This window comes from Streptomyces sp. NPDC015144, assembly GCF_043079735.1.
GTDB lineage: Bacteria > Actinomycetota > Actinomycetes > Streptomycetales > Streptomycetaceae > Streptomyces.
In genome coordinates this window covers 335759-360713 of sequence record NZ_JBIBUU010000002.1, presented here as the reverse complement: position 1 = coordinate 360713, position 24955 = coordinate 335759, and the positions used below count along the sequence as shown (strand labels likewise).

General features: G+C 73.1%; 23 protein-coding genes. 17 read left to right on the top strand and 6 right to left on the bottom strand.

The features are described from left to right. Positions 1-12 precede the first annotated feature (12 nt). Positions 13-693: a MerR family transcriptional regulator gene (locus ACF08W_RS05715; RefSeq protein ID WP_392278646.1), complete on the top strand. Its 681-nt coding sequence runs from the start codon at positions 13-15 to the stop codon at positions 691-693. A gap of 144 nt (positions 694-837) precedes the next feature. On the opposite strand, the gene ACF08W_RS05710 is transcribed toward ACF08W_RS05715, so the two are convergent. Next, complete coding sequence (locus tag ACF08W_RS05710; RefSeq protein ID WP_352278221.1) at positions 838-1014, bottom strand: hypothetical protein; 177 nt, start codon at positions 1012-1014, stop codon at positions 838-840. Between the two features lie 632 nt (positions 1015-1646). Here ACF08W_RS05710 and ACF08W_RS05705 point away from each other — a divergent pair. Then, a complete protein-coding gene (locus tag ACF08W_RS05705; protein ID WP_392278535.1) occupies positions 1647-2879 on the top strand; it encodes a multiprotein-bridging factor 1 family protein in 1233 nt (410 codons plus the stop codon). Here ACF08W_RS05705 and ACF08W_RS05700 read toward each other — a convergent pair. Continuing rightward, positions 2860-3522, bottom strand: coding sequence for an HAD family hydrolase (locus ACF08W_RS05700; protein WP_392278534.1), 663 nt, complete (start codon positions 3520-3522; stop codon positions 2860-2862). The genes ACF08W_RS05705 and ACF08W_RS05700 overlap by 20 nt on opposite strands. 177 nt (positions 3523-3699) lie before the next feature. Between ACF08W_RS05700 and ACF08W_RS05695 the strand changes: the two genes are divergently transcribed. Continuing rightward, on the top strand, positions 3700-4293 hold the full coding sequence (locus tag ACF08W_RS05695; RefSeq protein WP_392278533.1) for a flavoprotein: 594 nt from the start codon (positions 3700-3702) through the stop codon (positions 4291-4293). Here the strand turns inward: ACF08W_RS05695 and ACF08W_RS05690 are convergent. Continuing rightward, complete coding sequence (locus ACF08W_RS05690) at positions 4281-5096, bottom strand: exodeoxyribonuclease III (RefSeq protein WP_392278532.1); 816 nt, start codon at positions 5094-5096, stop codon at positions 4281-4283. The two genes, ACF08W_RS05695 and ACF08W_RS05690, sit on opposite strands and share 13 nt — an antisense overlap. Positions 5097-5174: 78 nt before the next feature. Next, complete coding sequence (locus tag ACF08W_RS05685) at positions 5175-5948, bottom strand: SAM-dependent methyltransferase (RefSeq protein WP_385207607.1); 774 nt, start codon at positions 5946-5948, stop codon at positions 5175-5177. A gap of 158 nt (positions 5949-6106) precedes the next feature. On the opposite strand from ACF08W_RS05685, the gene ACF08W_RS05680 reads away from it, so the two are divergent. After that, positions 6107-8836, top strand: a complete 2730-nt coding sequence (locus tag ACF08W_RS05680; protein WP_392278531.1) for a BTAD domain-containing putative transcriptional regulator — start codon at positions 6107-6109, stop codon at positions 8834-8836. Positions 8837-9004: 168 nt separating this feature from the next. On the opposite strand, the gene ACF08W_RS05675 is transcribed toward ACF08W_RS05680, so the two are convergent. Further along, a complete protein-coding gene (locus ACF08W_RS05675; protein WP_392278530.1) occupies positions 9005-10063 on the bottom strand; it encodes a hypothetical protein in 1059 nt (352 codons plus the stop codon). Positions 10064-10259: 196 nt separating this feature from the next. On the opposite strand from ACF08W_RS05675, the gene ACF08W_RS05670 reads away from it, so the two are divergent. From ACF08W_RS05670 to ACF08W_RS05660, 3 genes are all read left to right on the top strand, one after another. Further along, the gene (locus tag ACF08W_RS05670; RefSeq protein ID WP_392278529.1) at positions 10260-10433 is read left to right on the top strand and encodes a hypothetical protein; all 174 of its coding nucleotides are present in this window, start codon (positions 10260-10262) and stop codon (positions 10431-10433) included. A gap of 49 nt (positions 10434-10482) precedes the next feature. Continuing rightward, positions 10483-13350, top strand: a complete 2868-nt coding sequence (gene lanL / locus ACF08W_RS05665) for a class IV lanthionine synthetase LanL (protein WP_392278528.1) — start codon at positions 10483-10485, stop codon at positions 13348-13350. A gap of 73 nt (positions 13351-13423) precedes the next feature. After that, positions 13424-13549 carry an ALQxL family class IV lanthipeptide gene (locus ACF08W_RS05660; RefSeq protein WP_352278210.1) on the top strand — a complete coding sequence of 42 codons (126 nt, stop codon included), beginning with the start codon at positions 13424-13426 and terminating at the stop codon, positions 13547-13549. 199 nt (positions 13550-13748) lie between these two features. Here ACF08W_RS05660 and ACF08W_RS05655 read toward each other — a convergent pair whose 3' ends face one another. Continuing rightward, positions 13749-14396 carry a ScbR family autoregulator-binding transcription factor gene (locus tag ACF08W_RS05655; RefSeq protein WP_385206904.1) on the bottom strand — a complete coding sequence of 216 codons (648 nt, stop codon included), beginning with the start codon at positions 14394-14396 and terminating at the stop codon, positions 13749-13751. 270 nt (positions 14397-14666) lie between these two features. Between ACF08W_RS05655 and ACF08W_RS05650 the strand changes: the two genes are divergently transcribed. The 10 genes from ACF08W_RS05650 (at position 14667) to ACF08W_RS05605 (ending at position 24928) form a co-directional block, all read left to right on the top strand. Then, on the top strand, positions 14667-15656 hold the full coding sequence (locus tag ACF08W_RS05650; RefSeq protein WP_385206907.1) for a ScbA/BarX family gamma-butyrolactone biosynthesis protein: 990 nt from the start codon (positions 14667-14669) through the stop codon (positions 15654-15656). A gap of 50 nt (positions 15657-15706) precedes the next feature. Next, on the top strand, positions 15707-16453 hold the full coding sequence (locus ACF08W_RS05645) for an HAD family hydrolase (RefSeq protein ID WP_392278527.1): 747 nt from the start codon (positions 15707-15709) through the stop codon (positions 16451-16453). 188 nt (positions 16454-16641) lie between these two features. Further along, positions 16642-17244: a TetR family transcriptional regulator gene (locus tag ACF08W_RS05640; protein ID WP_392278526.1), complete on the top strand. Its 603-nt coding sequence runs from the start codon at positions 16642-16644 to the stop codon at positions 17242-17244. 168 nt (positions 17245-17412) lie between these two features. Beyond that, on the top strand, positions 17413-18378 hold the full coding sequence (locus ACF08W_RS05635; RefSeq protein WP_392278525.1) for a 2-dehydropantoate 2-reductase: 966 nt from the start codon (positions 17413-17415) through the stop codon (positions 18376-18378). After that, complete coding sequence (locus tag ACF08W_RS05630) at positions 18375-19469, top strand: NAD(P)/FAD-dependent oxidoreductase (RefSeq protein WP_392278524.1); 1095 nt, start codon at positions 18375-18377, stop codon at positions 19467-19469. The genes ACF08W_RS05635 and ACF08W_RS05630 overlap by 4 nt, the downstream gene beginning before the upstream one ends. Positions 19470-19517: 48 nt before the next feature. Then, the gene (locus tag ACF08W_RS05625) at positions 19518-19814 is read left to right on the top strand and encodes a 2Fe-2S iron-sulfur cluster-binding protein (protein ID WP_385206922.1); all 297 of its coding nucleotides are present in this window, start codon (positions 19518-19520) and stop codon (positions 19812-19814) included. A gap of 262 nt (positions 19815-20076) precedes the next feature. Continuing rightward, positions 20077-20829 (top strand): hypothetical protein, encoded by a 753-nt coding sequence (locus ACF08W_RS05620; protein ID WP_352278198.1) that lies wholly within the window; start codon positions 20077-20079, stop codon positions 20827-20829. 87 nt (positions 20830-20916) lie between these two features. Beyond that, positions 20917-22278 (top strand): acetyl-CoA carboxylase biotin carboxylase subunit family protein, encoded by a 1362-nt coding sequence (locus ACF08W_RS05615; protein WP_385206926.1) that lies wholly within the window; start codon positions 20917-20919, stop codon positions 22276-22278. Continuing rightward, the gene (locus ACF08W_RS05610; protein ID WP_392278523.1) at positions 22275-23669 is read left to right on the top strand and encodes an acetyl-CoA carboxylase biotin carboxylase subunit family protein; all 1395 of its coding nucleotides are present in this window, start codon (positions 22275-22277) and stop codon (positions 23667-23669) included. The genes ACF08W_RS05615 and ACF08W_RS05610 overlap by 4 nt, the downstream gene beginning before the upstream one ends. Beyond that, complete coding sequence (locus ACF08W_RS05605) at positions 23666-24928, top strand: acetyl-CoA carboxylase biotin carboxylase subunit family protein (RefSeq protein WP_392278522.1); 1263 nt, start codon at positions 23666-23668, stop codon at positions 24926-24928. Before ACF08W_RS05610 ends, ACF08W_RS05605 begins: the two co-directional genes overlap by 4 nt. The last annotated feature ends 27 nt before the right edge of the window (positions 24929-24955 follow it).

Sequence of the window (24955 nt, the reverse complement as noted above, 5' to 3'; positions counted from 1 at the left end):
CGTGAGTACCGCATGGCGGAGCTGGCCGAGAAGGCCGGGATCCCCGTGCGGACCGTGCGCTTCTACCGGGAGCGCGGGCTGATCTCGCCGCCCCGCCGCGAGGGGCGCATCGCCTGGTACGACGACCGGCACCTGGCCCGGCTCCGCACGATCACGGGCCTCCTGGAGCGCGGCCACACCCTCACCGGGATCGCCGATCTGGCCCGTACGTTCGAGAGCGGCCGGGACGTCGCCGAGGTGCTGGGGCTGGGCGAGCCCACCGAGGAGACCCCGGTCCACCTCACACCCGAGCAGCTCGCGGACTACTTCGAGGGCGAGACCACCACCGAGAACCTGGCCACCGCGCTCGACCTGGGCTACCTCGCCATCGACGGCGAGGAGATCGTCCACATCAGCCGCCGCCTGCTGGACGTGTCGTCCGAGCTGGTACGGGAGGGCGTCCCGCTGGCCACGGTGCTGGCGGCCGGGAGCCGGGTCCGCGCACACGCGGACGCGCTCGCGGAACTCTTCGTGCACGTCCTGCGGGAGCACACCGACGACCCCGAACCACCCCAACTCCGCCCGCTGGCCCGCGCGGTGGTGGACGCCGAACTGTCCATGGCCCTCGACCGCCGCCTGCGCACGGAGCCGCCACAGAAGCCGGCCGAACCACCCACGGGCGGTGCCGCCGAGGGCTCCGGGGAGCCCGCCTGACGGTCGGCGGCACACGGCCCGGGCCGAGGTCTTCCGCGATCGCACGCCGGAATACTGCCCGCCCCGAACGGCCCGGCACGCCCTCCCGTTCGCACGAATCCCCGTTCGACCGCCCCACCGTCCGAGGCGGCGGGGAGCGGCGGATCAGAGCGTTTCGGCTTCTCCGGCGGTTTCGGCAGGTTCGGACAGGCGGTCGGACAGGCGGCGGGAGCGGGTCTGCTGGAGCCAGATCAGGTTGTCGAGGATGTCGCCTTCCCAGACGCGGAAGCCCCGCGCGTCCTCGGCGACCGGTTCGTCCTGCATGTCCTGGATGTTGCGCACGGGTCGTTCCTTCTCTACCGCGGGAGGGGCTGGGCACGGGCCACCGTGCGACGGAAGGCCGGTGCGGGCCGACCCGGTCACCGCCCGACCACCGGTCGAAGACCGCGCTGCTGACGGCACGGCGCACACGCGTACCGCGGAGCGTCCGCGTCCGGCCCATCCCCGGCTGCGTCGACCGGGACGGCGGTGCCGGACGGCCCCTTGTGCCAGTCGCACCAGCCGGTCGTGCCGGTGCACCGATCGCACCGGCAGGGTGGATACGCCTGACTGACCGGGACGGTGTCGGCCGGAATGACCTCGGTTTTGGGCCTCACCACCCGCTTCGTGAAACCGCTCCGGTCGACCTCGTACACCTTGATCGTCATGCCCGCCATCACGCCACCACAGAGGTGGGGAAGCAGGTCGTGCCCCAGTTGCTGGTACTGGGGGTGCGGGGTGGCATGGTGGCGGCTCCTCTAGGCACCGTGCTGGGCAGTACGTCAAGACTGGCCCGCTTACTGCGGCACTTCGAGGACTCACAGAGGTCTTTTCACGACATAGAAGAGGGCTTTTATGTCGTCGTACGGGTGATGAGTAGCGCCACGGAGGACCTTCCCGCCACACTGACGGAAGACCCTTCTCGGGAGGCCCGCATGCCGCAGTCAGCCAGCAATATCCGTCTTCGGTCAGCCCGTCATGCTGCGGGCTACCGGTCCCAGCAGGAGTTGGCCACTGCGCTCGGCGTGGGTGTTCGGCAGGTGCGGCGCTGGGAGTCCGAGAACCCCCCGTGGCCGCACCCTGATCTCCAGCAGGCTCTGACCGAATTGCTCGGGCAGGACATGGAGTCACTCGGATTCACCCCTCCGGCCGGTCGCGACCGGGCCGACCCTGTGCGGCGGTCGCTGATCGGGGCATCCGCGGCCGCCGTGGGACTGGCCGCAGTGCCGATGCAGTCGGCTGCGGCGTTGCAACCCGCCTCCGTCGCCGGGGACTTCGAAGCGGTTACGCGGTCGCATCGACGCCTTTACTGGTCCGTCGCTCCGGCCACTCTGCACCCGGCGGCCGTCGCACATGCCGCCCTCGGCTGCACGCTGCTGACCGAGACCGCCGGGCAGACCCGCCGAACCGTCGCTGCGGCTCTCGCCGAGACCTACCTGCTTGCCGGGCGCATCGAGTTCTTCGACCTCCGCGACGCAGACCGGGCTGGGAAGAGCCTGCTCCTCGCGCTCCAAGCCGCCGGGCAGGCAGACGACCCGCTCCTCGGCAGCGCGATCCTCGCCCACTCTGCCTTCGTGCCCGGCTGGGCGGGCGACCGGGACGCCGCTGTGGAGCGCATGGTGGCGGCCCGTACATACGCACGTCGCGGACCCGCCTCTGCCCTCCACCTCGCGTGGCTCGACGCCGTCGAGGCCGAGTGCGAGACCCGGTGCGGCAACGTCCGCACCGCCCTCCATCTGATCGGGCACGCCGAGGACGTCCTGGCGACGGGCGTCGAACACGGGGTTCCGGAGTGGCTCGACTGGTTCAGCCGGGTCAGGCTGGCAGCTTTCAAGGGGAACACCCAACTGAAGGCAGGGCACCTACCGCAGGCGCGCACCACCCTCCTCGGGGTCCTCGACGATCTGACAGCCACGGAGGACAAGCAGCGCAGCGTGGTCTACGGCGATCTCGCTGCGGTGGAAGCTGCTGCGGGGAACCTGGAGGAAGCGTGCGCGTATGCGTGCCGAGCCCTCGACCAACTTGAGGTCACCTGGTACGCGACGGGCATGGACCGGGTCAGGGACGTACGCCGGACCTTGGCCCCGCACCAGCACGACCAGTGCGTGCGGGACCTGGACGAGCGGCTGTACGGATGGTCGACGACGGTCAGCGCTCTCGCGCGTTGAACTTGGCGATCTCCGTGGGGAGGTCGGCCAGCGACGTCACGCGGAACGTGGGCAGGTCCCGGGCCTCCGCGGTGTTCCACTGGATGGTGCCCCACGGTCCACGCCTGATCAGCGCGGTCTGCATCCCGGCCGCGACGGCGGGACGCAGGTCGTTGTCGACGCGGTCGCCGACGTAAAGGATCTCGCCCGGGGTGTGCGGGACAGCCTCGGCCACCCGGTCGAAGAACGCCCGATCCGGCTTGCTGGCGCCCCAGTCGTCCGAGGTGCCGATCAGATCGACCGAGTCCGTGAAGAGGCTTCGCAGGATACGGCCGGCGCGAACGGTCTGGTTGCCCGCGATGCCGAGCCACAACCCGTCGGCCCGAAGCTCGGCGAGCGCCGGGCGCACGTCCGGGTACAGGTCACTTTCGCCGAAGGTCTCGGGCTGTCCGACGGCGGCGCGGGCTTCCCGCTGTTCGTAGAGGTCGAACCCGGGCCGGAGCTCCTGGAACGTCTCACGGTAGTCCCGGCCCTGAGCGATCACGGCGCCGAACACGGCGGCGAATGTATGCCTCGGCACACCGAGCCAGTCGGCCCAGGTGCCGTACTCGCGGGTCTCGTCCACCAGGCACTCGCCAACGTCGAACACCACTGCGCGAATCATGACCGCATCCTAAGGCGGCGCCCAACGCCTCGAATCACTGATCGCAACAGTACGGCCGGCCTCGGAAGAGGTCGTCGGCCGACAGCCCACGGTCGGCCTCGTCGCCGACGTGGTCGGAGCGACCCCGGCCCCGGGCGGAGACTTGCGCCACCTGACCGCGCGATGTGGACTCCCCGCATGATCCTGTACCTCATCGCCTGCGCGGCCGGCCCCACCCAGTACGTCGACGAGGGCGTCAGGCAGGCACAGGCGCGGGGGTGGGACACCTGTCTCGTCCTGACCCCGTCCGCCGCCCGGTGGTGGGAACCGCGCCTCGCGGAGCTGGAGGGGCTGACCGGGCACCGGGTCCGCTCGCAGTACAAGCTGCCCGGAGAACGCGACGCGCTGCCGAAGGCGGACGCCATGCTCGTGGCGCCGCTCTCCTGCACGAGCCTGAACAAGTGGGGCAACGGGGTGGCCGACACCCTCGCGCTGGGCCTGGTGTCCGAAGGCGTCCACCTCGGGGTGCCGGTGGTGGCCATGCCGTACTTCAACCGTGCCCAGGCCGCGCAACCCGCCGTGGCCCGCAGCATCGCGGACCTACGGGCCCAGGGGGTGCTCTATCTCGATGGTCCGGACGGGTACGTGTCGCACCCGCCGAAGCAGGGATCCCCGGGGGACTACCCGTGGCACGCCGCGGTGGACGCGGTCACGAAGCTCGCCGGTGCCGCGCGGCACCCTGAGGGTCGGCCCGGGGAGCCCGGGCCGGGGGCGTCCGGTCAGTGCTCGTAGACCGCCGTCACCGGCGCGTGGTCGCTCCAGCGCTCGGCGTGGGTCGCGGCGCGCTCGACGTACGCCTTGACGCACCGCTCGGCCAGGCCCGGTGTCGCCACCTGGTAGTCGATGCGCCAGCCGGTGTCGTTGTCGAAGGCCCGGCCCCGGTAGGACCACCAGGAGTACGGGCCCTCCTGGTCGGGGTGGAGGGCGCGTACGACGTCGACGTAGGCGGCCTCGTCGAAGACGCGGGTCAGCCAGGCGCGCTCCTCGGGGAGGAAGCCGGAGTTCTTCTTGTTGCCGCGCCAGTTCTTCAGGTCGGCCTCCTGGTGGGCGATGTTCCAGTCACCGCAGACCAGCACCTCGCGGCCACCGGCCGCCGCCCGCTCCTTCAGGCCCACCAGGTACGGGAGGAACGCGGCCATGAACCGCTCCTTCTCCTCCTGCTTCTCCGTGCCCACCTCGCCGGACGGCAGATACAGGCTGGCGACCGTGACGCCCGGGAGGTCGATCTCGACGTAGCGCCCGCTGGTGTCGAACTCGTCACACCCGGCGATCCCGAAGCCGCCGAACCCGATCTGCACCCGCTCCGGCGCGCGCCGCGTGTAGAGGGAGACCCCGGCCCGGCCTTTGGCGGCGGCCGGTGCGTGGACGGTGTGCCAGCCCTCCGGGTCCCGTACCTCCTCGGGCAGCTGGTGCGGCTCGGCCCGCACCTCCTGGAGGCAGATCACATCGGCCTCGGTCCGGGCCAGCCACTCGACGAAGCCCTTCTTGGCGGCGGCGCGGAGCCCGTTCACATTGACGGTGGTGACAGTGAGCATCCACCCGACGATACCGATCTCGGACCTCGGACGCGTAACGCCAGAAGGCACGCACCGGCGCGGGCGGGGTCGGGTCGGTCAGCGGACACGGCCCACGCCCACGTAGAAGCCGCTGCGCTCCTGGACCGGCGCGGGCTCCTCGCGGTACCACTCCGTGGCGAAGACCAGACCGGGCTCGACCAGATCCAGCCCCTCGAAGAACGGCTCGACCTCGCTCCGGGTCCGCATCCGGAGCGAGATCTCCCCCTTCCGGTACGCCTCCTCGGTGGCCGCCTTCAGCTCCGGGTGCTGGTCGGCCGTGCCGTGCGAGAGCACCAGGTAACTGCCCGGGGCCAGGGCGTCGACGAGGGTGCGGGTGAGGCCGTAGGGGTCCTGGTCGTCCGGCAGGAAGTGCATCAGCGCGATGAGCGAGAGGGCGATGGGCCGGTCGAAGTCGAGCAGCGCGCGGGCGTGTTCGAGGATCGTCTCCGGCCGGCGTACATCGGCGTGGATGTAGTCGGTGATGCCCTCCGGCGTGCTGATCAGCAGTGCCTCCGCGTGGCGCAGCACGATCGGGTCGTTGTCCGCGTAGACGATCCGGGCGGTGGGCGTGATCCCCTGGACGACCTGGTGGAGATTGGGTTCGGTGGGGATGCCGGTGCCGATGTCGAGGAACTGGTCGACGCCGTTGCGGGCCAGCCAGGCGGAGGCCCGGTGCATGAAGGCGCGGTTGCGCGCCGCGTTGCCGCGCGCCTCCTCGGGCAGCTTCTCGGCCACCTCCTGGTCGACGGGGTAGTTGTCCTTGCCGCCCAGCAGCCAGTCGTAGACGCGGGCGGGGTGCGGCTTGCTGGTGTCGATCCGGGACTCGGGCATGTCGACGGGCACGGGGCGCCTCCTTCGGGCCTGCTCACTCGTGCGAACGCGCCCAGCGTAGGTGACACGATTCCACCGCAATACGGCAGGGTTCGTAAGATCATCGGGCCGGCGGCTGGCCTTCAGGGCGCGGCTTCCGGACCGTTGGGGAGGCGGCGATGGAATTCCGGTTGCTCGGCAGGGTGGGCGTCATCAGCGGGGCGGGAGAGCTCCAGCCGGGGCCCGCCAAACGGCGCGGCGTGCTCGCCGTACTGCTCCTCAAGGCCAACTCCCCGGTGTCCGTGGACCGGTTGATCGGCGCCCTCTGGGACACGGCGCCGCCCGTCCACGCCCGTACGGTCGTCCAGGGCCATGTCTCGCGGCTGCGGGCCCTGTTGGACGCGGCCGGGGCCGCGGAGCACGGGGTGCGCCTGCTGACCCGGGGCACGTCGTACGTGTTCGAGGTGCCGGAGGCGCTGCTCGACACGTACCGCTTCGAACGGCTGGTACGGCGCGGCAGGTCCCGGCTGCGGCCCGCCGACACGGTGGCCGACCTCACCGAGGCGCTGGCCCTGTGGCACGGTCCGGCGCTCGACGGCACCGCCCCGAGCGGCACGCTGCGGGCCGCCGCGCAGGCCCTGGAGGAGGACCGGCTGGCGGCCGTGGAGACCCTGGCGGCCGGCTACGGCCGGCTCGGGGACGCGGCGGGCGCGGTGGCGGTGCTCCAGGCGGAGACGGAGGCGCACCCGCTGCGCGAATCGCTGGCCGAGGCGCTGGTCGGGGCGCTGCACCGGGCGGGGCGCCCCTCGGACGCGCTCGACCACTACCACCGCACCCGCCGTCTACTCGCCGACGAGCTGGGCGTCGACCCGGGGACGGGGCTGCGCCGGGCGTACGAAGTGGTCCTGCGCGCGTCGGGGAAGGCGGTCGAAGGGCGGCGGCGTTCCGGAGCGGCGGGTGCGGTGGCGGTGGCCGGTGAGGGCGGCGCGGTGCCCCGGCTGCTGCCGCGCGGGGTACGGGGGTTCCTCGGCCGGGACGCGGAGCTGGTCGAGCTGGACCGGGCCACCGCGTCCGGGGCCCCCGCACTGGTCACGGGCGCCCCCGGGGTCGGCAAGACCGCGCTCGCGCTCCACTGGGCGCACCACGCGCAGTCCCGCTACCCGGGCGGCACCCTCTTCGCCGATCTCCTCGGCTTCGGCGGCGTTCCGGCGGAACCGGCCGAGGTCGTACGGGAGTTCCTGCTCGCACTGGGGGTGCCGGCGCGTGAACTGCCCGAGTCCGCCGCCGGTGCCGCCGCCCTGTACCGGGAGCTGACCGGGCGGCGCGCGCTCCTGGTCGTACTGGACGACGCGCGCGGCTCCGACCAGGTCCGCCCACTGCTGCCCGCCGGGACCGGCTCGGCCGTCCTGGTCACCTCGCGCCTCCGGCTCGGCGGGCTGGCCGTCGAGGAGCTGGCCCGGCCGGTGCGGGTCGACGCCCTCGCCCCGGCGCCCGCCGCCGAACTGCTCGCGGCGGCGGTCGGCGAGGACCGGGTGGCGGCCGAGCCCGGGGCGGCGGACCGAATCGTCCGGCTCTGCGACGGGCTGCCGCTCGCGCTGCGCATCGCGGCGGCCCAGCTCGCGGCCAGACCGCACTGGCGGCTCGCCGATCTGGCCGCTGAACTCGCGGACGAACAGCGGCGGTTGGCCCTGCTCTCGCTGGACGACGCGGAGGAGTCGGGGGTCGCGGCGGCGCTCCAGAGCACGGTGCGGGGGCTGGCGCCCGAGGCGGTGCGGCTCTTCGCCCTGCTCGGGGTGGTGCCCGGCCCCGATCTGGACCGGTACGCCGCCGCCGCGCTGCTCAATCGGCCGCCCGCCGTGGCCGCCGAGGCGCTGGACCGGCTCGCGGGGGCCCATCTGGTGACCGAGCACGCCCCCGGCCGCTACGCCCCGCCCGATCTGATCCGGCTGTACGCGCGCGGCCTACCCACCGACGACGGGGCGCTGCTGCGGCTGCTGGACGGCTACGCGGCCACCGCGCTCGCCGCCTCCCTCGCCGCCGAGCCGGGCGACAAGCCGTGCTGCGCCCTGCCCGCGACGGCCGCGCCGGACCTCCCGGTACGGAGGTTCGCGGACCGGGACGCCGCCCTGCGCTGGTACGCGACGGAGTGCGACAACCTGGCCGCCGCGGTCGCCGCCGCACGGGCGGCGGGCCACGACGACCGGGCCTGGCGGCTGGCCGTGCTCCAGTGGCCGTACGTGGTGTGGAGCGTCCGGGACGACTGGGTGCCGCTGCTCGAACAGGCCCTGGCGGCGAGCAGCCGGGTCGGCGACCCGGACGCGGAGTCCCGGGTGCGGGCGCTGCTGGGGTGGGTGCTGACCCGGGCGGGGCGGCTCTCCGAGGCGCTGACCCACCTGGAGACGGCACCGGCCCTCGCGGCCCGCGCGCACGATCCGTCGAGCGAGGCCATCGCCCTGATCAACCTGGCGGTCGCCCTGGACACGGACGGGATCACCGACACCTCCCTGCGCCATGTCACCCGGGCGGTCCGCCTCGCCCGCGAGGCCGACGACGTACTCACCGAACTCCTGGCGCTCCAGCACCGCACGAACCAGCTCCTGACCCGGGGGGACGTCGCGGCGGCGGAGAGCTGCACGGCGTACGCGCTGGCGCTCGACGACCAGGGGGTGACGACCGGGCTGGGCGTGATGCGCCGGGCCACCCTGCGGCTGAGCCGGGGCGAGGCGCTGCTCGCGCTCGGCGAGCGGGAGGCGGCGGAGCGGTGCGTGCGCGAGGCGCTCGCGGAAGCCACTCGGCAGGGGTTCCAGGAGGGGGTGAACCGGGCCAGGTACCAACTCGCCTCCCTGAAGGGGGCGGTGGTCCCGCGAACGCGGCCCGGCGGCGACGATCGGTCCGTTCTGTCTCCCTGACCGACCTGCGCGTCCCCCTCGCGGTCCGTGTCCAACGCCGCCGGCCTCCGGCGGTCGCGCGGCCCGACGGGCCGCATGGTGGACGGGATTGTCGCAGCGGCCGCCAACGCTTCACGGAGCACCGGCTAACGCCCCCGCGTTCCGGCGTTAGGGGTGTCTGGACGACGGTCAGGACACGTCGGCCCCGCCCGCCGCCTCCGGCGCGGCAGGCGCCGTGAGTCCCGCGCGTTCGGCGAGGGCGCCGCCCTGGAAGCGGCTCGTGGCCCCCAGCTCCTCCAGCAACTCCGCGATGTGCCGTCGGCAGGTGCGCAGTGACATGCCCATCCGCCGGGCGATCACCTCGTCCTTGGCACCTTCGGCCAGCAGCCCCACCAGGGCGCGCCGCAGGCTGTCGCCGACCTCCTTGTACGCGGCCCCGCTGGTGCCCCGGAAGGGCGTCGCCCCGGACCAGTGCTGCTCGAAGGAGCGGCAGAGGTAGGCCACCACGTCGGGGTCCCGCACCAGCACCGCGCCCTCGCCCGAGCCCCCGTTCGACCGCATCGGCAGAAAGGCCACGGCCCGGTCGAACACCACGGCTCGGTCCGGCAGTTCGGCGGCCGTGCGGTACTCGGCACCGGCGGCGGTGAGCCGTTCCACGTACCCCTGGGTGGCCAGGCTGGTGCGGGCCGAGTGCTGGTAGAGGGTGCGCATCCGCACGCCCCGGTCGAGCATCGCCAGGTCCCGGTCGAGGGCGCTCCCGAGGTGGCGCGGCGAGCGGCCGCCGCCGGGCTGGATGGTGAACACCTCGTCCCAGCAACGTGCCGACTCTTCCGTGAGCATCGCCGAGGCGGCCGCCAGATCGGGCAGTACGGTGACGCCCTCCTCGCCGCGCCGGGCCCGCCGGGCGGCCCGGTACTGCGGCATCAGGGACCGCAGTTCGTCGCGTACCGCCTGGACGTGCGCGGCCGCCCGCGCCAGCTCCGCCTCCCGGGGGCCGACCACCTCGGCGGCCGCGGTGTCCGGGCTGACCGGGATGAGCTGGTCGGGGTTGCCCGGGGCCGGTCTGAGCAGGCGCAGGGCCAGCAGGGAACGGCAGGCCCGCTCGACCTCCTCCGGGGCCAGACCGAGCCCCGGCGGCACATCGGGGCGCCGCCGCTCGACACCGCCCAGCGACAGCGCGTGCTCGAAGACCGCGACGGTCGCCGGGTCGAGGCGCGGCAGTTCGCCGAAATTTGTCCCTTGAGTCATGTTCTTCCCCGCAATGCGGCCCTGCTACTTCCGTGCCATGCAGGGTATTGCCAGCCGGGATCGCTGGACCGGGAGGGCGTCGGAGGATGAACTTCTGACGTCCGGCCGAAACCCCCTTCAGCTGCGACGACCGGCGGCGGACCCCGTCCCACGCGGTGCTCGCCGCCACCACACTCCCGATCCAGGAGCCGCACCCATGACCTCAGCCGTCCGCAGCCTTCTCGTCCTCACGGCGGTGCTCGCCGCCGGCGTCGCCGCCGTGGTGGCCGGTCCCGCGGACCACGGGCACGGCGCGGACCCGGCCGGCACGGTCGCGGCGTCCCTCGCCGACACCAGCTGGGGCGACGACTACGCCCCGCCACGGCAGTAGACCCCGCGCCCTTTCGTCCGTCCGTCCACGACTTGCGAGGTCGATCCGCGTGTCAGCACCGCCCGAGACCGCCGGACCGCCGGACGGGGAAGGTTCCCACCAGGAAGGTCCCCACCAGGAAGGTGCCCGTCCCGAACGCCCGGAGGACCTCGCGCTCCTCCCCGGTCTGGTACGCGCCGCCATCGCCCGGCACGCGCCGGGGGCGGAGCACGAATGGCGCCTCGACCAGGCGGCGTTCTGGTGCCACGCGATCCCCGAGGGCCCGGCCCCGCGCGAGCAGGGCTGGAAGCTGCACGTCTCGGCCACCCCGCTCGCCGCGCCGCTGATGCTGGCCAGGGCCGCCGAGGTGCTGGTCGCCCACCGGTGCCGGTTCAAGTTCGCGGGGAGCCCGGCCCGGGTCACCGAGCTGGTCTCGGGGCGCTTCGCGCGCGGCGGGTCCGGCAAGTTCATCACCGTCTACCCGGCGGACGACGAGCAGTTCCGGCTGCTGGCCGAGGAGTTGCACCGGGCCACCGTCGGCCTGCCCGGCCCCGCCGTCCTCTCCGACCGGCGCTACCGCCCCGACAGCCAGGTCTTCTACCGGTACGGGGTGTTCTCCGCCCCCCGCCGACTCGCCCCCGACGGCACGTACGTCCCGCTCCTCACCGACCCCGAGGGGCGGCCGGTGGCCGACGAGCGCAACGCCTGGTACAGTCCGCCGGCCTGGGCGGGCGACCCGTTCCCCGACCGTCCGGCCGCCCCGGTCCGTACCACCGCCACGGCGAAGCCCGTGCTGCTGAACGGGCGTTACCTCGTACGGGGCGCGATCCAGCACTCCAACAAGGGCGGGGTGTTCCGGGCCGAGGACACCCGGACCGGGGAGCAGGTCGTCGTCAAGCAGGCCCGCGCCCATGTGGGCGCGGGGGTGGAGGGGCTCGACGTACGGGACCTGCTGCGCCGGGAAGCGGCACTGCTGGAACGTTTCTCCGCAGCCGCCCGGACGCAGGACGAGACCCCTGCCCCGGACTCGGCTGCCGCCCCGGCCCCGGAGCTCCCCCTGGCGCCCCGCGTCGTCGAGGTGTTCGAGCAGCAGGGCAGTGTCCTGATGGCGGTGGAGTCGGTGCCGGGGGCCACCCTGCGCCGCACCGTCGCCCAACGGCTCGTCGCGGGCGGCGTCGCCTGCCCGGACCTGGGGACGGCCGCGTCGCTGGTCGGGCAGCTCGTCGGACTGGTCGCCGCCGCCCACGGACTGGGCGTCACCCTGCACGACTTCAACCCCAACAACATCATGGTCACCCCCGAGGGGCGGCTGCTCCTGATCGACCTGGAGATGGCGGCGCCGGAGGGCGAGCGCTGGATCCTCGGCTCGACCCCGGGCTACGCCGCCCCGGAGCTGCGTACCGCCGGGCAGGTGGCGCCCGCGCTGGGGCCGTCCGTCGATCTGTTCGCCCTGGGCGCGACCGTGCTGCACGCGCTGAGCGGCGCCGATCCGCTGTTCGCCCCGGACCTGCCCCGGGCGGCGGCCCGTCCCGGTGAGGAGCGCATGGCCCGGCTCGTGGAACTCCTCGGCCGCGACCGGCCGGTGGTGCGCGCGTACGCCCCGCTGGTCCTCGGGCTGACCCGGGACGACCCCGCCGGCCGCTGGACGCTGGAGCGGGCCCGCGCCTTCCGCCCGGCCCCGCCGGAGAGCGCCCCCACCGGCGCTCCGGACCGTACGGACCGGCCCGAGGACGTCCGCGAACGCCTTCTGCGCGACGGCCTTGCCCACCTCCTGGCCACCATGCGCCCCGACGACCCCGAACGGCTCTGGCCCTCGGACCGCTTCGGCGAGACCTGCGACCCGGTCGCCCTCCAGCACGGCTCGGCGGGCGGGGTCGCGGTCCTCGCCCGGGCGCTGCGGCACGGCGCCGGGCCCGACCCGGCGGCGCTGCGCGAGGGGCTGCGCACTGCCGCGCACTGGACCGCGGACCGGCAGGACGCGCTCCCCGGCGACCTGCCCGGCCTGCACTTCGGCCGGTCCGGCACGGCCTGGGCGCTGCTCGACGCCGCCCGGGCGCTGGACGACACAGACCTCGCCGAACGTGCCGTGAAGACGGCCCTGGAGCTGCCCGTACGGTGGCCGAGCCCCGATGTGACGCACGGGGCGGCCGGTGCGGGCCTGGCCCAGCTCCACTTCTGGGACGCCACCGGCGACGAGCGCTTCCTCGACCGGGCCGCCCGGATCGCGGACGGGCTGCTCGACGCGGCGCGGCGCACCCCCGAGGGCGTCTTCTGGCCGGTGCCCGAGGACTACGGCACGGCGCTGGCGGGCTCCTGGCACTACGGATTCGCGCACGGCGTGGCCGGGGTCGGCACCTTCCTGCTCCGGGCGGCCGGGGCCACCGGCGAGGAGCGTTTCCGCGCCGTGGCCGCGGAGGCCGGCCGGACCCTGGCGACGGCCGCCCGCGGCGGTCCGGCCGGGACCCTCTGGCCCGTCGACCGCGCCCGGCACCTCTCCGACTCGCCGGACCTCGCCCGGCACTGGTGCAGCGGTTCGTCCGGCGCGGGAACCTTCCTGGTCCGGCTCTGGGCGGACGGGGACGGCCGGGACGCCACCCTGCGTTCCCTGGCCGAGGGCGCGGCCGAGGCGGTCCTGGCGGGCCGGGTGACGGACTCCCCCGCCACCTGCCACGGGCTGACCGGCAACGCCGAACTCCTCCTGGACATGGCCGGGCTGACCGGCGAGGAGCGGTACCGCGCCGACGCCGAACTGCTCGTCGAGCACCTGGCCGCCCAGGCCGTCCTGCGCGACGGCCGCCTCCTGGTGCCCGACGAGAACCGCCGCACCGTCCTCGCCGAGTACGCCACCGGCCTCGCCGGAAGCCTCTCGCTGCTGCTGCGCCTGCGGTACGGCGGCCCCCGCGCCTGGCTCCCCGAGGGAGACCGCGCCACCCCCTGAGTCGTCCGGCGGCCACCCGGCCTCCGGCACCGGGTCCCCACGGACCCGGCCCCACCGATCGAAGGAGACCGACATGATGGAGCACGACATCGACGCCCTGCAGCTCCTCCCCGAGGACCTGCGCGCCGAGGACAGCCGGGGCGAGGAGCACGCCGCCGCGCTGATCACCGCCTGCAACATCCACACCAGCGGCTGCTGACGGGACGTCACAGCACACCTCGGGGTACCGGCGTCCCAGGCCGGTACCCCGAGGTCGCGCCCGGCCGATCACGGCCCGGCCGTCCGTCATCCGGACCTCCCCGGGCCGGGTGACGGACACCGCGCCGGGTGACGGACACCGCGCGGGCCCGGGTATTCCCGTCGCCCACACGGCGACGTCGCCTACGCGGTCGCGTCGCCTACGCGGTCGCGTTCTGGAGCGCGCTCACGCCGCGGGCCGGGTCGAGCTCGGTGCGGGCGATGACGGTGGGGACCGCGATCCCCGGCAGCAGGAGGCGCCACATGCGCACCACGCGGTCGACCAGGTCCGCGCGCCCCTCGCTCGCGACGGCCGAGTAGGTCTGCATCCCTGTACAGGACTCCACCACGAACTCGGCCAGCTCCGCCGGCTCGATGCCCGACAGGAGCTCCCCCTTCTCCACCGCCACCCGCAGGCAGTCGGCCATGATCCGGCTCCAGTCCTGGTACGGCGTGCTGTCGCGCAGGCCGAACGCGCCCTGCTCGCCGGTGAGCCGGACACCGGCCCGCAGAAGGACGTCCGTCTGGAGCCGGTGGGCCCAGACGAGAGTGATGTCGACCAGGCGCTGAAGACCCTCGGACGAGAGCTGCGGAACTATGGACTCCGGCTGCGCGTTCATGACGGCGCGCGCGAGGTCTTCCTTCGACTTGAAGTGGAAGTACAGCGCACCGGCCGTGAGATCGGCCTCCGCGAGGATGCGGTTGATGCTCGCACCGGCGAAACCCGACGTGTCGAAGACGACCGCCGCGGCCCGGAGGATCTCCTTGCGGGTCTGGATCGCCCTCTCCTGCTTCGGTCGCTGCGCCACGGTACGTACCTCCTAGAACAAACAGAACATTTCTTATGGTACGCGGGGGTAAGCAGCGCTGCCAAGCCAGCGGAGGGCAGCGGATTCCGATCGGGACCATCGGGCGACATTTCGGGAAACTGCCCCCTAAACCACGGGCATTTGACTTACCCATGACTTACACTTTGCCGTTTCTTTGCTCAAAACAAAACGAGCATTCTTTATTTTCGTTGGTGGAACAGCTCGGCCATTCGCACCAGCTCCATTCCATGCATCTCGGGGGGATTCCAGATGTCCGTCACCACCACCGACACGAGCCCAGGCGATCTGCGCGAACTGCTCGCCACGTCCGTACCGAAGGAGTTCGTCCACAAGACGGTCCAGTCCGAAGTGCTGCTCACGGGCTGGTTCCCCGTGGCGCCCGACCGCTTCCGGGTCACCGCCCGCTGGCCCGTCGACCACCCCTTCTACGGCCCGGTGAACGCGCACCACGATCCGCTGCTCGTCGCCGAATCCGTGCGCCAGACCGTTCCGCTGCTCAGCCACGCCGCCTACGACGTCCCCTTCGGACACCGCCAGACGTGGAGCACCTTCCGCTACGAGATCGACCCCGCCGCCCTCGCGGTCACCGACGGGCCGGCCGAGGTCGAGATGGACATCCGCTGCTCCGACGTCGTCCGCCGCGCCGGACGGCTCTCCTCCGTGCGGATGCACGTCGAGATGTACGTCGACGGCAGGCCGCTCGGGTGGGCGGAGACCGCCTTCGCCAACCTCACACCCACCGTCTACCCCCGTCTGCGCGGCCCCTACGCCGACATCGACGAGGCGGTCCGCCGGTCCGTGCCGCAGGCCCCGCCGATGGCCCCCGGCCAGGTCGGCCGCTCCCGGTTCGCCGATGTGGTGCTCTCCCCCACCGACGTACCGCTCCGCGCCGGGCTGCGCGTCGACCACGCGCACCCGTTCCTCTTCGACCACCCGGTCGACCACGCCCCTGGCATGCTGCTCCTCGAAGCGGCCCGGCAGGCCACCCACTCCGCCACCGGGGCGCGGCCGGTGATCGCCACCGCCATGGACGCCACCTTCTCGCAGTACGTCGAGTTCGACGCCCACTGCTGGATCCAGGCGTCTCCCGGCGAGCGGACCGACGGCCGCGAGCGGGTGCGCGTCGAGGCCGAGCAGAACGGCACCCTCGCCTTCACCGCGCTCGTCACCGCCACCCCGCTCCGGCCGGTGCGGCTGCTCTCCAGGATTCCCGCCCAGCGCCGCGGGCACGGACGTTGATCCGCCCCGCCACCGGCCCGCACGACCCAGCACACCAGGGGGACACCACCATGATCCGACCGCTCACCCGGCTGCGCCTGGCCGCCGTCAACATCGACGGAGTGATGCTGGAGGACACCTTCAGCCCGGTCATCCACCACTTCCTCACCAGCCGCGGCTGCGCGTACACCGCGGAGACCGAGCGCAGCATCTTCTCCCAGCCCCGGGCGGTCGCTGGCCGGCTGCTCGCCGAGGCCGTCGACGAACCGATGACAGGGGACCAGGCTCTGGACGCGTACTTCGCGGAGCGGGCGCGGTACGTCGCCGAGCATCCGGTCCGGGTGAGCGAGGGAGCGGTCGAACTGCTCGCCCGGCTGCGGGCGGCGGGGCTCGCGACGGTCTGTTACGGAGGCCTCGCCAAGGGCCACTTCGACAGGTTCCTCGGCGACCACGCGGAGCTCTTCGACGAGCCGGGCTACATCTGCACCGACTCCTTCCGGCCCGGTCTGCGGGAGATCGCCACGGACCACTTCGGGCTCGCCCACGACCAGGTGCTCGTCATCGACGACGTGGCCAGGGTGGGAGAGGAGGCCGCGCGGCTCGGCATGCCGTTCATCGGGCACCCCAGCTCCTTCGAGCACAGCTATCAGAGGCATCTGATGCGGGAAGTCGGCATCCGGCACGTGGTGGACTCGCTGCACGCGATCGACGGGGAGCTGCTCAGGACCCTGGACGAGGAGGCGGCCGGGCCGCGCGACGGCCGGGCCTCCCTCTCCGCCGCCGGGAGCGCGGTGCACGACGGAGCACTCGCCCGGTAGGAGGTCAAGGGGTTGCGCATCGGGGGTGGTCGGCATCTAGCGGCCACCCCCGAAGTGCATCCGGGCCCGGCCCACAGTCGTCTTTCTTTCATCGAAGCCGTTCCAGGGCCACAAATAATACAGAACGCTTGCTATTTTTTGACGGACAGGAAACGGGGGGTATCGAAGCAAGGAAGGAAGACGCGTTGATGGTGATCCAGGGAAGGGCCGCTCGCACGCGCGGCATACTCGTCCGGGCGGCCGCGACGGAGTTCTGCGAGGTCGGCTACCAAGGCGCCAGACTGTCGCGCATCAGTCAGCTGGCCGCCGTCTCCATGGGGGCGCTGACCTTTCACTTCCCTGCGAAGGCCGCCCTGGCCGACGCCGTCGAGGAGGAAGGTCTCGCGATCACGAGGGACCTGGTGGAGCGGCTCTCGAAGGAGCGGGACCCCGGCCTGGAGGCGGTCGTCGGGCTGACCGTGGGGATCGCGACCCTCCTGGAGGAGGACGACGTCGTGCGCTCCGCCGTCCGGCTCGCCCGGGAACGGCCCGGCGGGGCGGGCCGGTGGGTGGAGGTGTGGCTGCCGGCGGTGCGCGAGCAGCTCCACCGGGCGTACGAGGACGGCCACCCGCCCCGGGCCGAAGAGCTCCGGCAGACCCTGGCGGACATGGCCGTATACCTGCTCGCCGGTGCGGAGTTGCAGGTCAGGGCCGACAGGGAGGCCACCGACCCGGTCGTACGGAGCTCGGCCGCGCGGCTGGAGCGGATCTGGCGACTGGCCCTCACCGGGACCCCGGCCGAGCGGATCTGACGCACGGAAACCCCGTCTCCTCCGGTCGATGCCAGGAAACCCCTAGCAAAACAAAGCGAACGTTCTGTATTGTTCTCGGTGCAGGAGGTGATCCGGCCTCCGGGGCGCGCGCCCATCGGGCGCCGCCCGCCGCATCGCAGAGAAACGGGGAAGTCCGTGAAAGTAGCGGTGGTTGGAGCCGGCGGCATCGGCGGCTACTTCGGTGGCCGTCTCGCCGCGGCCGGGCACGATGTCCGGTTCATCGCGCGGGGGCGCCACCTGGAGGCCCTCCGGCGCGACGGACTCACCGTCGAGGGCCCGGCGGGCGGCGCGGCCGCGGGCTCCCCCGGCGGCTTCTCCGTTCCGGCCGACGCACTGCACGCGACCGGCGACCCGGCCGAGGCCGGGCCGGCCGACTTCGTCCTCCTCGGCGTGAAGACCTGGCAACTCGCGGACGCGCTGCCCCTGTTGAAGCCCCTGATGAAGGACGGCACGGCGGTCCTCACCACGCAGAACGGGGTGGAGGCGCCGGCCGAGGTCGCCGGGGCCGTCGGCAGGGACGCGGTGCTGCCGGGCAGCGCGAAGATCATCACGTATCTGGAGGGGCCCGGCCGGATCCGCCACGTGGGCGGGCTCGGTTCCCTGACCTTCGGCGAGTGGGACAACCGCCCCTCGGAGCGGGTCGAGGCGCTGCGCCAGGCACTCGACGGGGCCGGGGCGACGGCGGTGGTTCCGCAGGACATCTGGGCCGAACTCTGGGCCAAGTTCCTGTTCGTGGCCCCGTTCGGCGGCCTCGGAGCGGTGACCGACGCACCGATCGGCGCGCTCCGGTCCCGGCCGGGCACCCGGCGCCTGCTCGCGGACGCGATGACCGAGATCCAGGAGGTCGCCCGGGCCACCGGCACCGTCCTGCCCGAGGATGTCGTCGCCACCACCCTCGACTTCGTCGACCAGCAGCCCGCCGAGGGCACCTCGTCGCTGCAACGCGACATCGCGGCGGGCCTCCCCTCCGAGCTGGAGGCGTGGACGGGCGCGGTGGTCCGCCTCGGCGCCCGCCACTCCGTCCCGACCCCGGTCAACGGCTTCCTCCACCAGGTCCTCGGCCTGCGCGAGGCGCGCGCGGCCGAGCGGCGCGCGGAAGCGGGTGCGGCATGACCTCCCCGGCCGGACCCACCCGAACCCACAACTCCGTCCGAACCAACGGTCCCACCGAGACCACCGCGGACGTCGCGATCGTCGGCGCCGGCCCCGCCGGTCTCTACGCCGCCTACTACGCCGGGTTCCGCGGCCTGTCGACCGTCGTCATCGACGCGCTGGACGAGCCGGGCGGCCAGGTCGCGGCGATGTACCCGGAGAAGCTGCTGTACGACGTCGCCGGGCACCCCGGCATCAAGGGCCGGGAGCTGGTCGGCAACCTGCTCGCGCAGGCCGCGCCCTTCGAGTCCACCCACCTCCTCGGCCGCACGGCCGTCACCCTGACCCCCCGGAACACCGACACCGGCACCGGCTGGACGCTCGGCGCCGACGACGGCACCCGGGTGCACGCGGGCGCGGTGGTGGTCGCCGCCGGGCTCGGCCGGTTCGTCCCCCGCAAACTGCCCTGCTCCGTCCCCTACGAGGGCCGGGGCGTCGCCTACCACGTACCGCGGCTCGACGCGCACGCCGGGCACGACGTCGTGGTCGTCGGCGGCGGTGACAGCGCCGTGGACTGGGCGCTGGCCCTGGCCCCGATCGCCCGGAGCGTGACCCTGGTGCACCGCCGGGCCGCCTTCCGCGCCCACGAGCACAGCGTCCGCCAGCTGTACGCGTCCTCCGTGCGCGTCCTCACCGACGCCCAGGTCGTCGCCTGCCACGGGCCGGACCGGCTCGAACGGGTCGAGGTCCGCACCGGCACGGGAATCCTGGAGCTGCCCGCCCACTCCCTGGTGGCGGCACTCGGCTTCTCGTCCGGGCTCGGACCGGTCGCGGACTGGGGCCTGGAGCTCGAACACCGCCGCATCCGCGTCGACCAGTCCATGCGGACCAACCTGCCGGGGGTGTACGCGGTCGGCGACGGCTGCACCTACCCCGGCCGGGTCCCGCTGATCTCCGTCGGCTTCGGCGAGGCCGGGACCGCCGTCAACCACGCCGCGGTGGCCCTGCGGCCGGGCCAGCGGCTCGCCCCCGAGCACTCGTCCGACACCCTCCCCGGGGGCATGCCGCCCGCACCGGCCCCGCCGACCGCACCGGTCGCCGTGCCCGTCTGAGCCACGCCCCCGCCACTTCGACCCCGCCCAAGAGGGGACTTGGAAGCGATGAAGCTCAACACACTCACCCTCATGCCCGACGGCGTCGCGATAGCCCTACCGCAGGGCTCGCCGCTGACGGACATCGAATACGAGACCTCCGAGCCGCTGATCCCGTTCGGCTGCCGCTCCGGAGCCTGCGGCGCCTGCGTCGTCGAGGTCATCGACGGCTCCGACGCCCTCGGGGAGAGCGACCCCGAGGAGACCGACTTCCTGGAGGACCTGGGCTGGGCGGACGGCAACCACCGTCTCGCCTGCCAGTGCCGCCTCCTGGATTCCGCGACCATCCGCGTCGTGGCGAACTGACGACCCGGTTCGAAGAGCGCCCGACGGTTCCCGCGGGCTTCCGGTAACGCGCGCGCCACCCCCTCCGGGGCGGCCGGAGCACGCGTCCGTACGGCAGTCCGGCCGGTGTCCGCCGGAGCCGGCGAAGAACTCCGACCCGAGTCACCCCCGCATGTCCTCCCCGGATCACGACCAGGGGCCGGGATCCCTCCTGCCCAGGGACCGGGGGACATGTCACAGCCCATCCGTAAACGCACCACCATGTCCTTTGACGAGGAGAGTCATGAACAACCGTGTGTCCAACGTGGGTTATGGCAACCGCAAGCCCTTCCTCGGCGCCGCCGCCGCGGTCGAGCTGCGGGCCGAGATGGACCGGCTGATCGACGCCCAGGTCGTCGAGTGGTACGCCAACGTGCCGGCCGCGGCCCACCTGGAGAGCAAGAACGTCGACTCCGCGTACTACAAGCGCAACCTCATAGAGACCGCCTGGCGCATCCGCCTGCTGCGCGTCGCCGAGGCGAAGGCGCTCACCGAGATCGCCAAGCAGAGCCCCGAGGCCGCCCAGATCTGGGCCAACTACGAACAGGAGGAGATGCTCCACGACGAGCTCTTCATCCAGGACCTCGCCAAGGTGGGCGTCTCGCGCGAGGAGTTCCTCGCCACCGAGCCGTACCTCTCCACCAAGCTGCTCGCGGGCTACTTCTCGTACCTGCTGGACCACGAGGGTCCGCTCGGCGTGGTGGCGTACTCCTACCTGGTCGAGTACGTGAACGTGAAGCTGGAGCCGCGCAAGCTCGTCGCGCTCAAGGAGTCGATCGGCGAGAAGAACATCGGCGGCCAGATCAGCCACTCCCACACGGACATCAACGACGACCACCCGGGCGAGGTCTGGGCGGCCGTGCGCTTCCTGATCCGTGACGAGCAGGACATCGAGTCCTTCAAGAAGTACCTCCAGGAGCACCAGACGGTCCTGGCCCTGTACTTCAAGGAGCTCGCCGACAACACCATCGCCGCGGCCGAGAAGACCGCCGCCTGATCCTGGCCGGTCCGGAACGGCGTGGACGCCGCCGACCCCACCGGCGGCGTCCGCGCCCGGCCTCTCCGTAAAGGAGCAAGGAGCATCGTGCACAAGCAGCACACGGGCGGGGGGATCCTCCTTCTCAGCCATGTCGGCTTCTCCTTCGTGGAGGACCTCGTCGAGGCCCTGCGCGCGAGGGGACTGAAGAGCTTCGTACTCAGCTCGCGGCCCGAACCGGCCCACCCGGGCCGCCTGGACGAACTGCGGCGGATCGGCGACCACGTCACGGCCACCACGGAGCACGCCCTGACCCGCCAGGACGTGGAGTCCTGCCTCGACGGACTCCGCCGCGACGGCGAGACCGTCCTCGCCTGCCTCACGGTCTGGGAGGGCTACCGCCATCTGATGGCCCTGGCCAACGAGTCGCTCGGCGTGAGCGACCTCGGTGAGAAGCAGGTCCTCGGCATCCGCGACAAACTGACCCTGCGCAACCGGCTGTTCGACGCGGGGCTCACCCGCGTCCGGGCCGCCGGACTCACCCCCGCCTCACTCGCGGCCCACCAGGCGGCCGAGGGCCGCCACTTCGTCAAGCCGGTGAGCGGCATCGCCTCGTACGGGGCCTTCCCGCTCACCCCGCGGACCACCTGGGCGGAGATCGAGCGGATCGCCGCCGAGTCCCGCGACGACGCGGTCTACGCCTCGGCCTTCGGCGACGACGGCCCGGCCTTCCTCGTGGAGGACTACCTGCCCGGGCAGGAGTTCAGCTTCGAGGTCGTCGCGGTCGACGGCACGGCGCACGTCGTCGCCCTGCACGAGAAGTGCGAGGTGACCGAGACGGCCGGCACCGTCCTGGAGAACGCGTGCACCAGCCCGCCGGTGAGCATCGGTGCCGCCGAGCGCGCGGCGGGAATCGGCTGGGTGCGCCGGATCCTCACGGAACTCGGCCTGGAACAGGGCTGCTTCCACATCGAGGCCCGGTACGACGCCTCCCGACCCGACGGGGAACGCTGGGACCTCATCGAGATCAACCCACGGGTCGGCGGCAGCCTGATCTCCCACAGCACCAGGGAGCTGACCGGCGGCGTGAGCCTCCTCGACCTCTGGATCGGCTCGCTCCTGCCCGACGCCGGCGACGGGTTCCCCGAACGCCTCGCCGCCCTCTCCTACACCGCCGACGGCGAGACGCCGACGGAGAACGCCACCTTCTTCCGGGTCTTCTTCGCCGAGAAGGGGCGCATCGCCTCGGTGCGGGTGAACGAGGAGCTGGCGCTCGCCCCCGTGGTCACGCACCTCCTGCTCAAGGCCGGTGACACGGTCGACGCCACCGCGCGCGAGGTGTTCCTCGGGCAGCTGCTGTGGCGCTTCCCGCGCGAGGAGACCGACCAGGTCCTCCCCGGGCTGACACGCGCGTCCACGCACGCCATCGACATCGAGTACGAGACCCAGGACGAGAGGGGTGCGCGGTGAGCCGATCGACCGGCCGGTTCCTGATCATCGACTACAACCTGTCCCGCATCGACGACGTACGGCACATGAGCGCGTACGCCCGTACGCACCACGGCACGGAGGTCACGCTGATCCGGGCCGACCCGTCCGCCTCCGACGCCGAGATCTGCGACGAGGTGATCGACCTCGACCCGCTGAGCCCGGACTTCGTCGAGCGGGCCGAACGGCTCCTCGGGCCCCGGCGCGAGGAGTTCAGGGCGGGCGTGGTCTTCTCCGACAACGCGGTCCAGAGCGGGGCGGTGCTGCTCGACCGCCTCGGGCTGCGGATCGACTCGCCGGAGCTGGCCGGCGGGGCCTTCTGCAAGCACGAGTACCGGCTCAGCGAGGCGGCCCACCGCAAGCTGCTCGCGGCGCAGCGGCTGCTCGTGCCCGACTTCGCCACGGTCGACTCGCGCGAGGACTTCGCGGACTTCGCCCGCAGCCACCCCCACGGCTTCGTCGTGAAGCCGACCAAGGAGGGCAACAACCGGGGCGTGGCCGTGGTCGGTCCCGGCGACTCCCTGGACACGGCCTTCGCCGAGGTCGGTCCGTACCTGGAGAACGGGGTGATCTGCGAGGAGCTGCTGCCCTACCGGCGGGAGTACTCCTTCGACGGGCTGGGCCGGGTCTCCTTCATCACCGAGAAGGTCAGCGCCACCGGGCGCTACCCCGTCGAGGTGGCCCAGATCCTCCCCGCCCGGCTGAACCACGCCGAGCGGACCGCGGTGGAGCGGGCCGGGTGGCAGGTCAACTGGCTGGTCGGGCAGTGCGACGGCCCCTTCCACAACGAGATCAGGCTGAGCGACGACGCGGCCGGCACGGCGGTCGTCGAGCCCAACCGGCGGCCGGCCGGGATGAAGATCTGGTCACTGGCCCGCTGGGTCTACGGCATCGACTTCTACCACCGCTGGGTCGACGCGGCCTTCGGGCTGACGACGGGGACCGCGCTGCCGGAGCCCCGCTGCTCGGCCGCGACGGTGATGCTGGGCGTGCGGACCGACCGGTCCTTCGCCCCGGTGGACGTCGCCCCCGGCGCGCGTCCCTTCGAGGACGCCGTCGCGGCGACCGCCGCCGCCCACGGCCTGCTCCCGCACGAGCTCGCCGTCAAGGAGTTCGCCTGGCTCTCCCCGGAGCGGCGGGAGCTGCACGCCACCGCCCGGGACAACGCCGACTTCGCCGCCCAGGGCTGCGTGGTGCTGAGCGCCGCGGGCGCCGACATGGGCGAGGTCGTCCGCACCCTGCGCGCGCTCTGGCTGGAGGCGCTGGACGGGGCGACCGGCCGGACGTCCGGGGCCGGCGCGTTCGGGCCGGTGCCCGCCGCCGTTGCCCCGGCGACCCCCGATCCGACCACGATGATGGAGGCGGCCCGATGAGGATCCTGGTCCTGCACCGTGTGCCCTACCCGAAGATCGCCTACCACCGGGGCATCGACCACGAGCTGCACGACGTCACCTACTTCGGCCGGCGCGCGGCGCTCGACACCCTCCCGGACGGGCTGCGCTGCGAGCGGGTCGAACGGCCCGGCCTGCGCTCCCCCTACGACGAGGCACGGGCGTGGCTCGACGCGGAGCCCCGGGGCTTCGACCGGGTGATCTCGATGTCCGAGTACGAACTCCTCGACGCGGCCCGGCTCCGCGCGGACCTCGGCGTCGAGGGCGCCACCGTCGAGCAGGTCGAACTGGCCCGGGACAAGGTCCTGATGAAGCGGGCGGTCGCGGCGGCCGGGCTGCGCGTGCCGCGTTTCCTGCCCGTGGAGGAGTTCCTCGCCTCCGGCGGCGCGTCCCCCTGGACGGGCCGGACGGTCCTCAAGCCGCACCGGGGCGCCTCCAGCGTCGACGTCGTCGTCTTCGACAGCGCGGCCGAGGCCCACGCCGCGCTCATCGGGCGGCGCACCGGGGTCGCGTCGATCGACGAGGACGGCCGGGGCCTGCCGGACCACGAGGTCGAGGAGTTCGTCGAGGGACCGATCCTGCACTTCGACGGACTGGTCGAGCGCGGATCCGTCCTGACCCTGGGCGCCGCCGAGTACGTGGGCACCTGCCTGGCGTACGCGCAGGGCGCCCCGATGGGCTCCTTCCAGCGCGAGGTCACGGACACGCTCGCCGACTGGGTCGCCGCCGCGCTCGCGGCCGTGCGCATCGAGAACGGCAGCTTCCACCTGGAGGCCATCCTCGACGAGTTCGGCCCGGTCTTCCTGGAGGTCGGCAACCGGGTCGGCGGCGCGGACGTCGTCGACACCTTCGAGCTGGCGACCGGCGTCCACCTGCCCTCCTTCGAACTGCGCGTCCTGGTCGGCGGATCCGTCGCGGGCACGCTGCCGCCGCCGCCCGCCGAGCGCGGCTGGTACGGCTGGTTCGTCCACCCCGGGCACCACCTCGGAGCGGGCGTCTTCGAGGGATTCGACGGGGCCGGGCCCTTCCGCTCCGACCCCCGGACCGTCACCTGGCACGAGCTGCCGGCCGGCGCTCCGCTGCCCGACCACATCACGTACGGAGCCCACGAGACCGCGCTCGCCGGGATCGTCGGCACGGACTCCCCGGAGGAGACCCGCGACTGGCTGACGCGCCTGTTCGCGTCGCTGTCCCTGCGGACCTCCGCGCCGCACGCCCGCGTGCCCGATCCGGTCGCGTAGCCCTCCGCCCGGCACGCGACCACCACC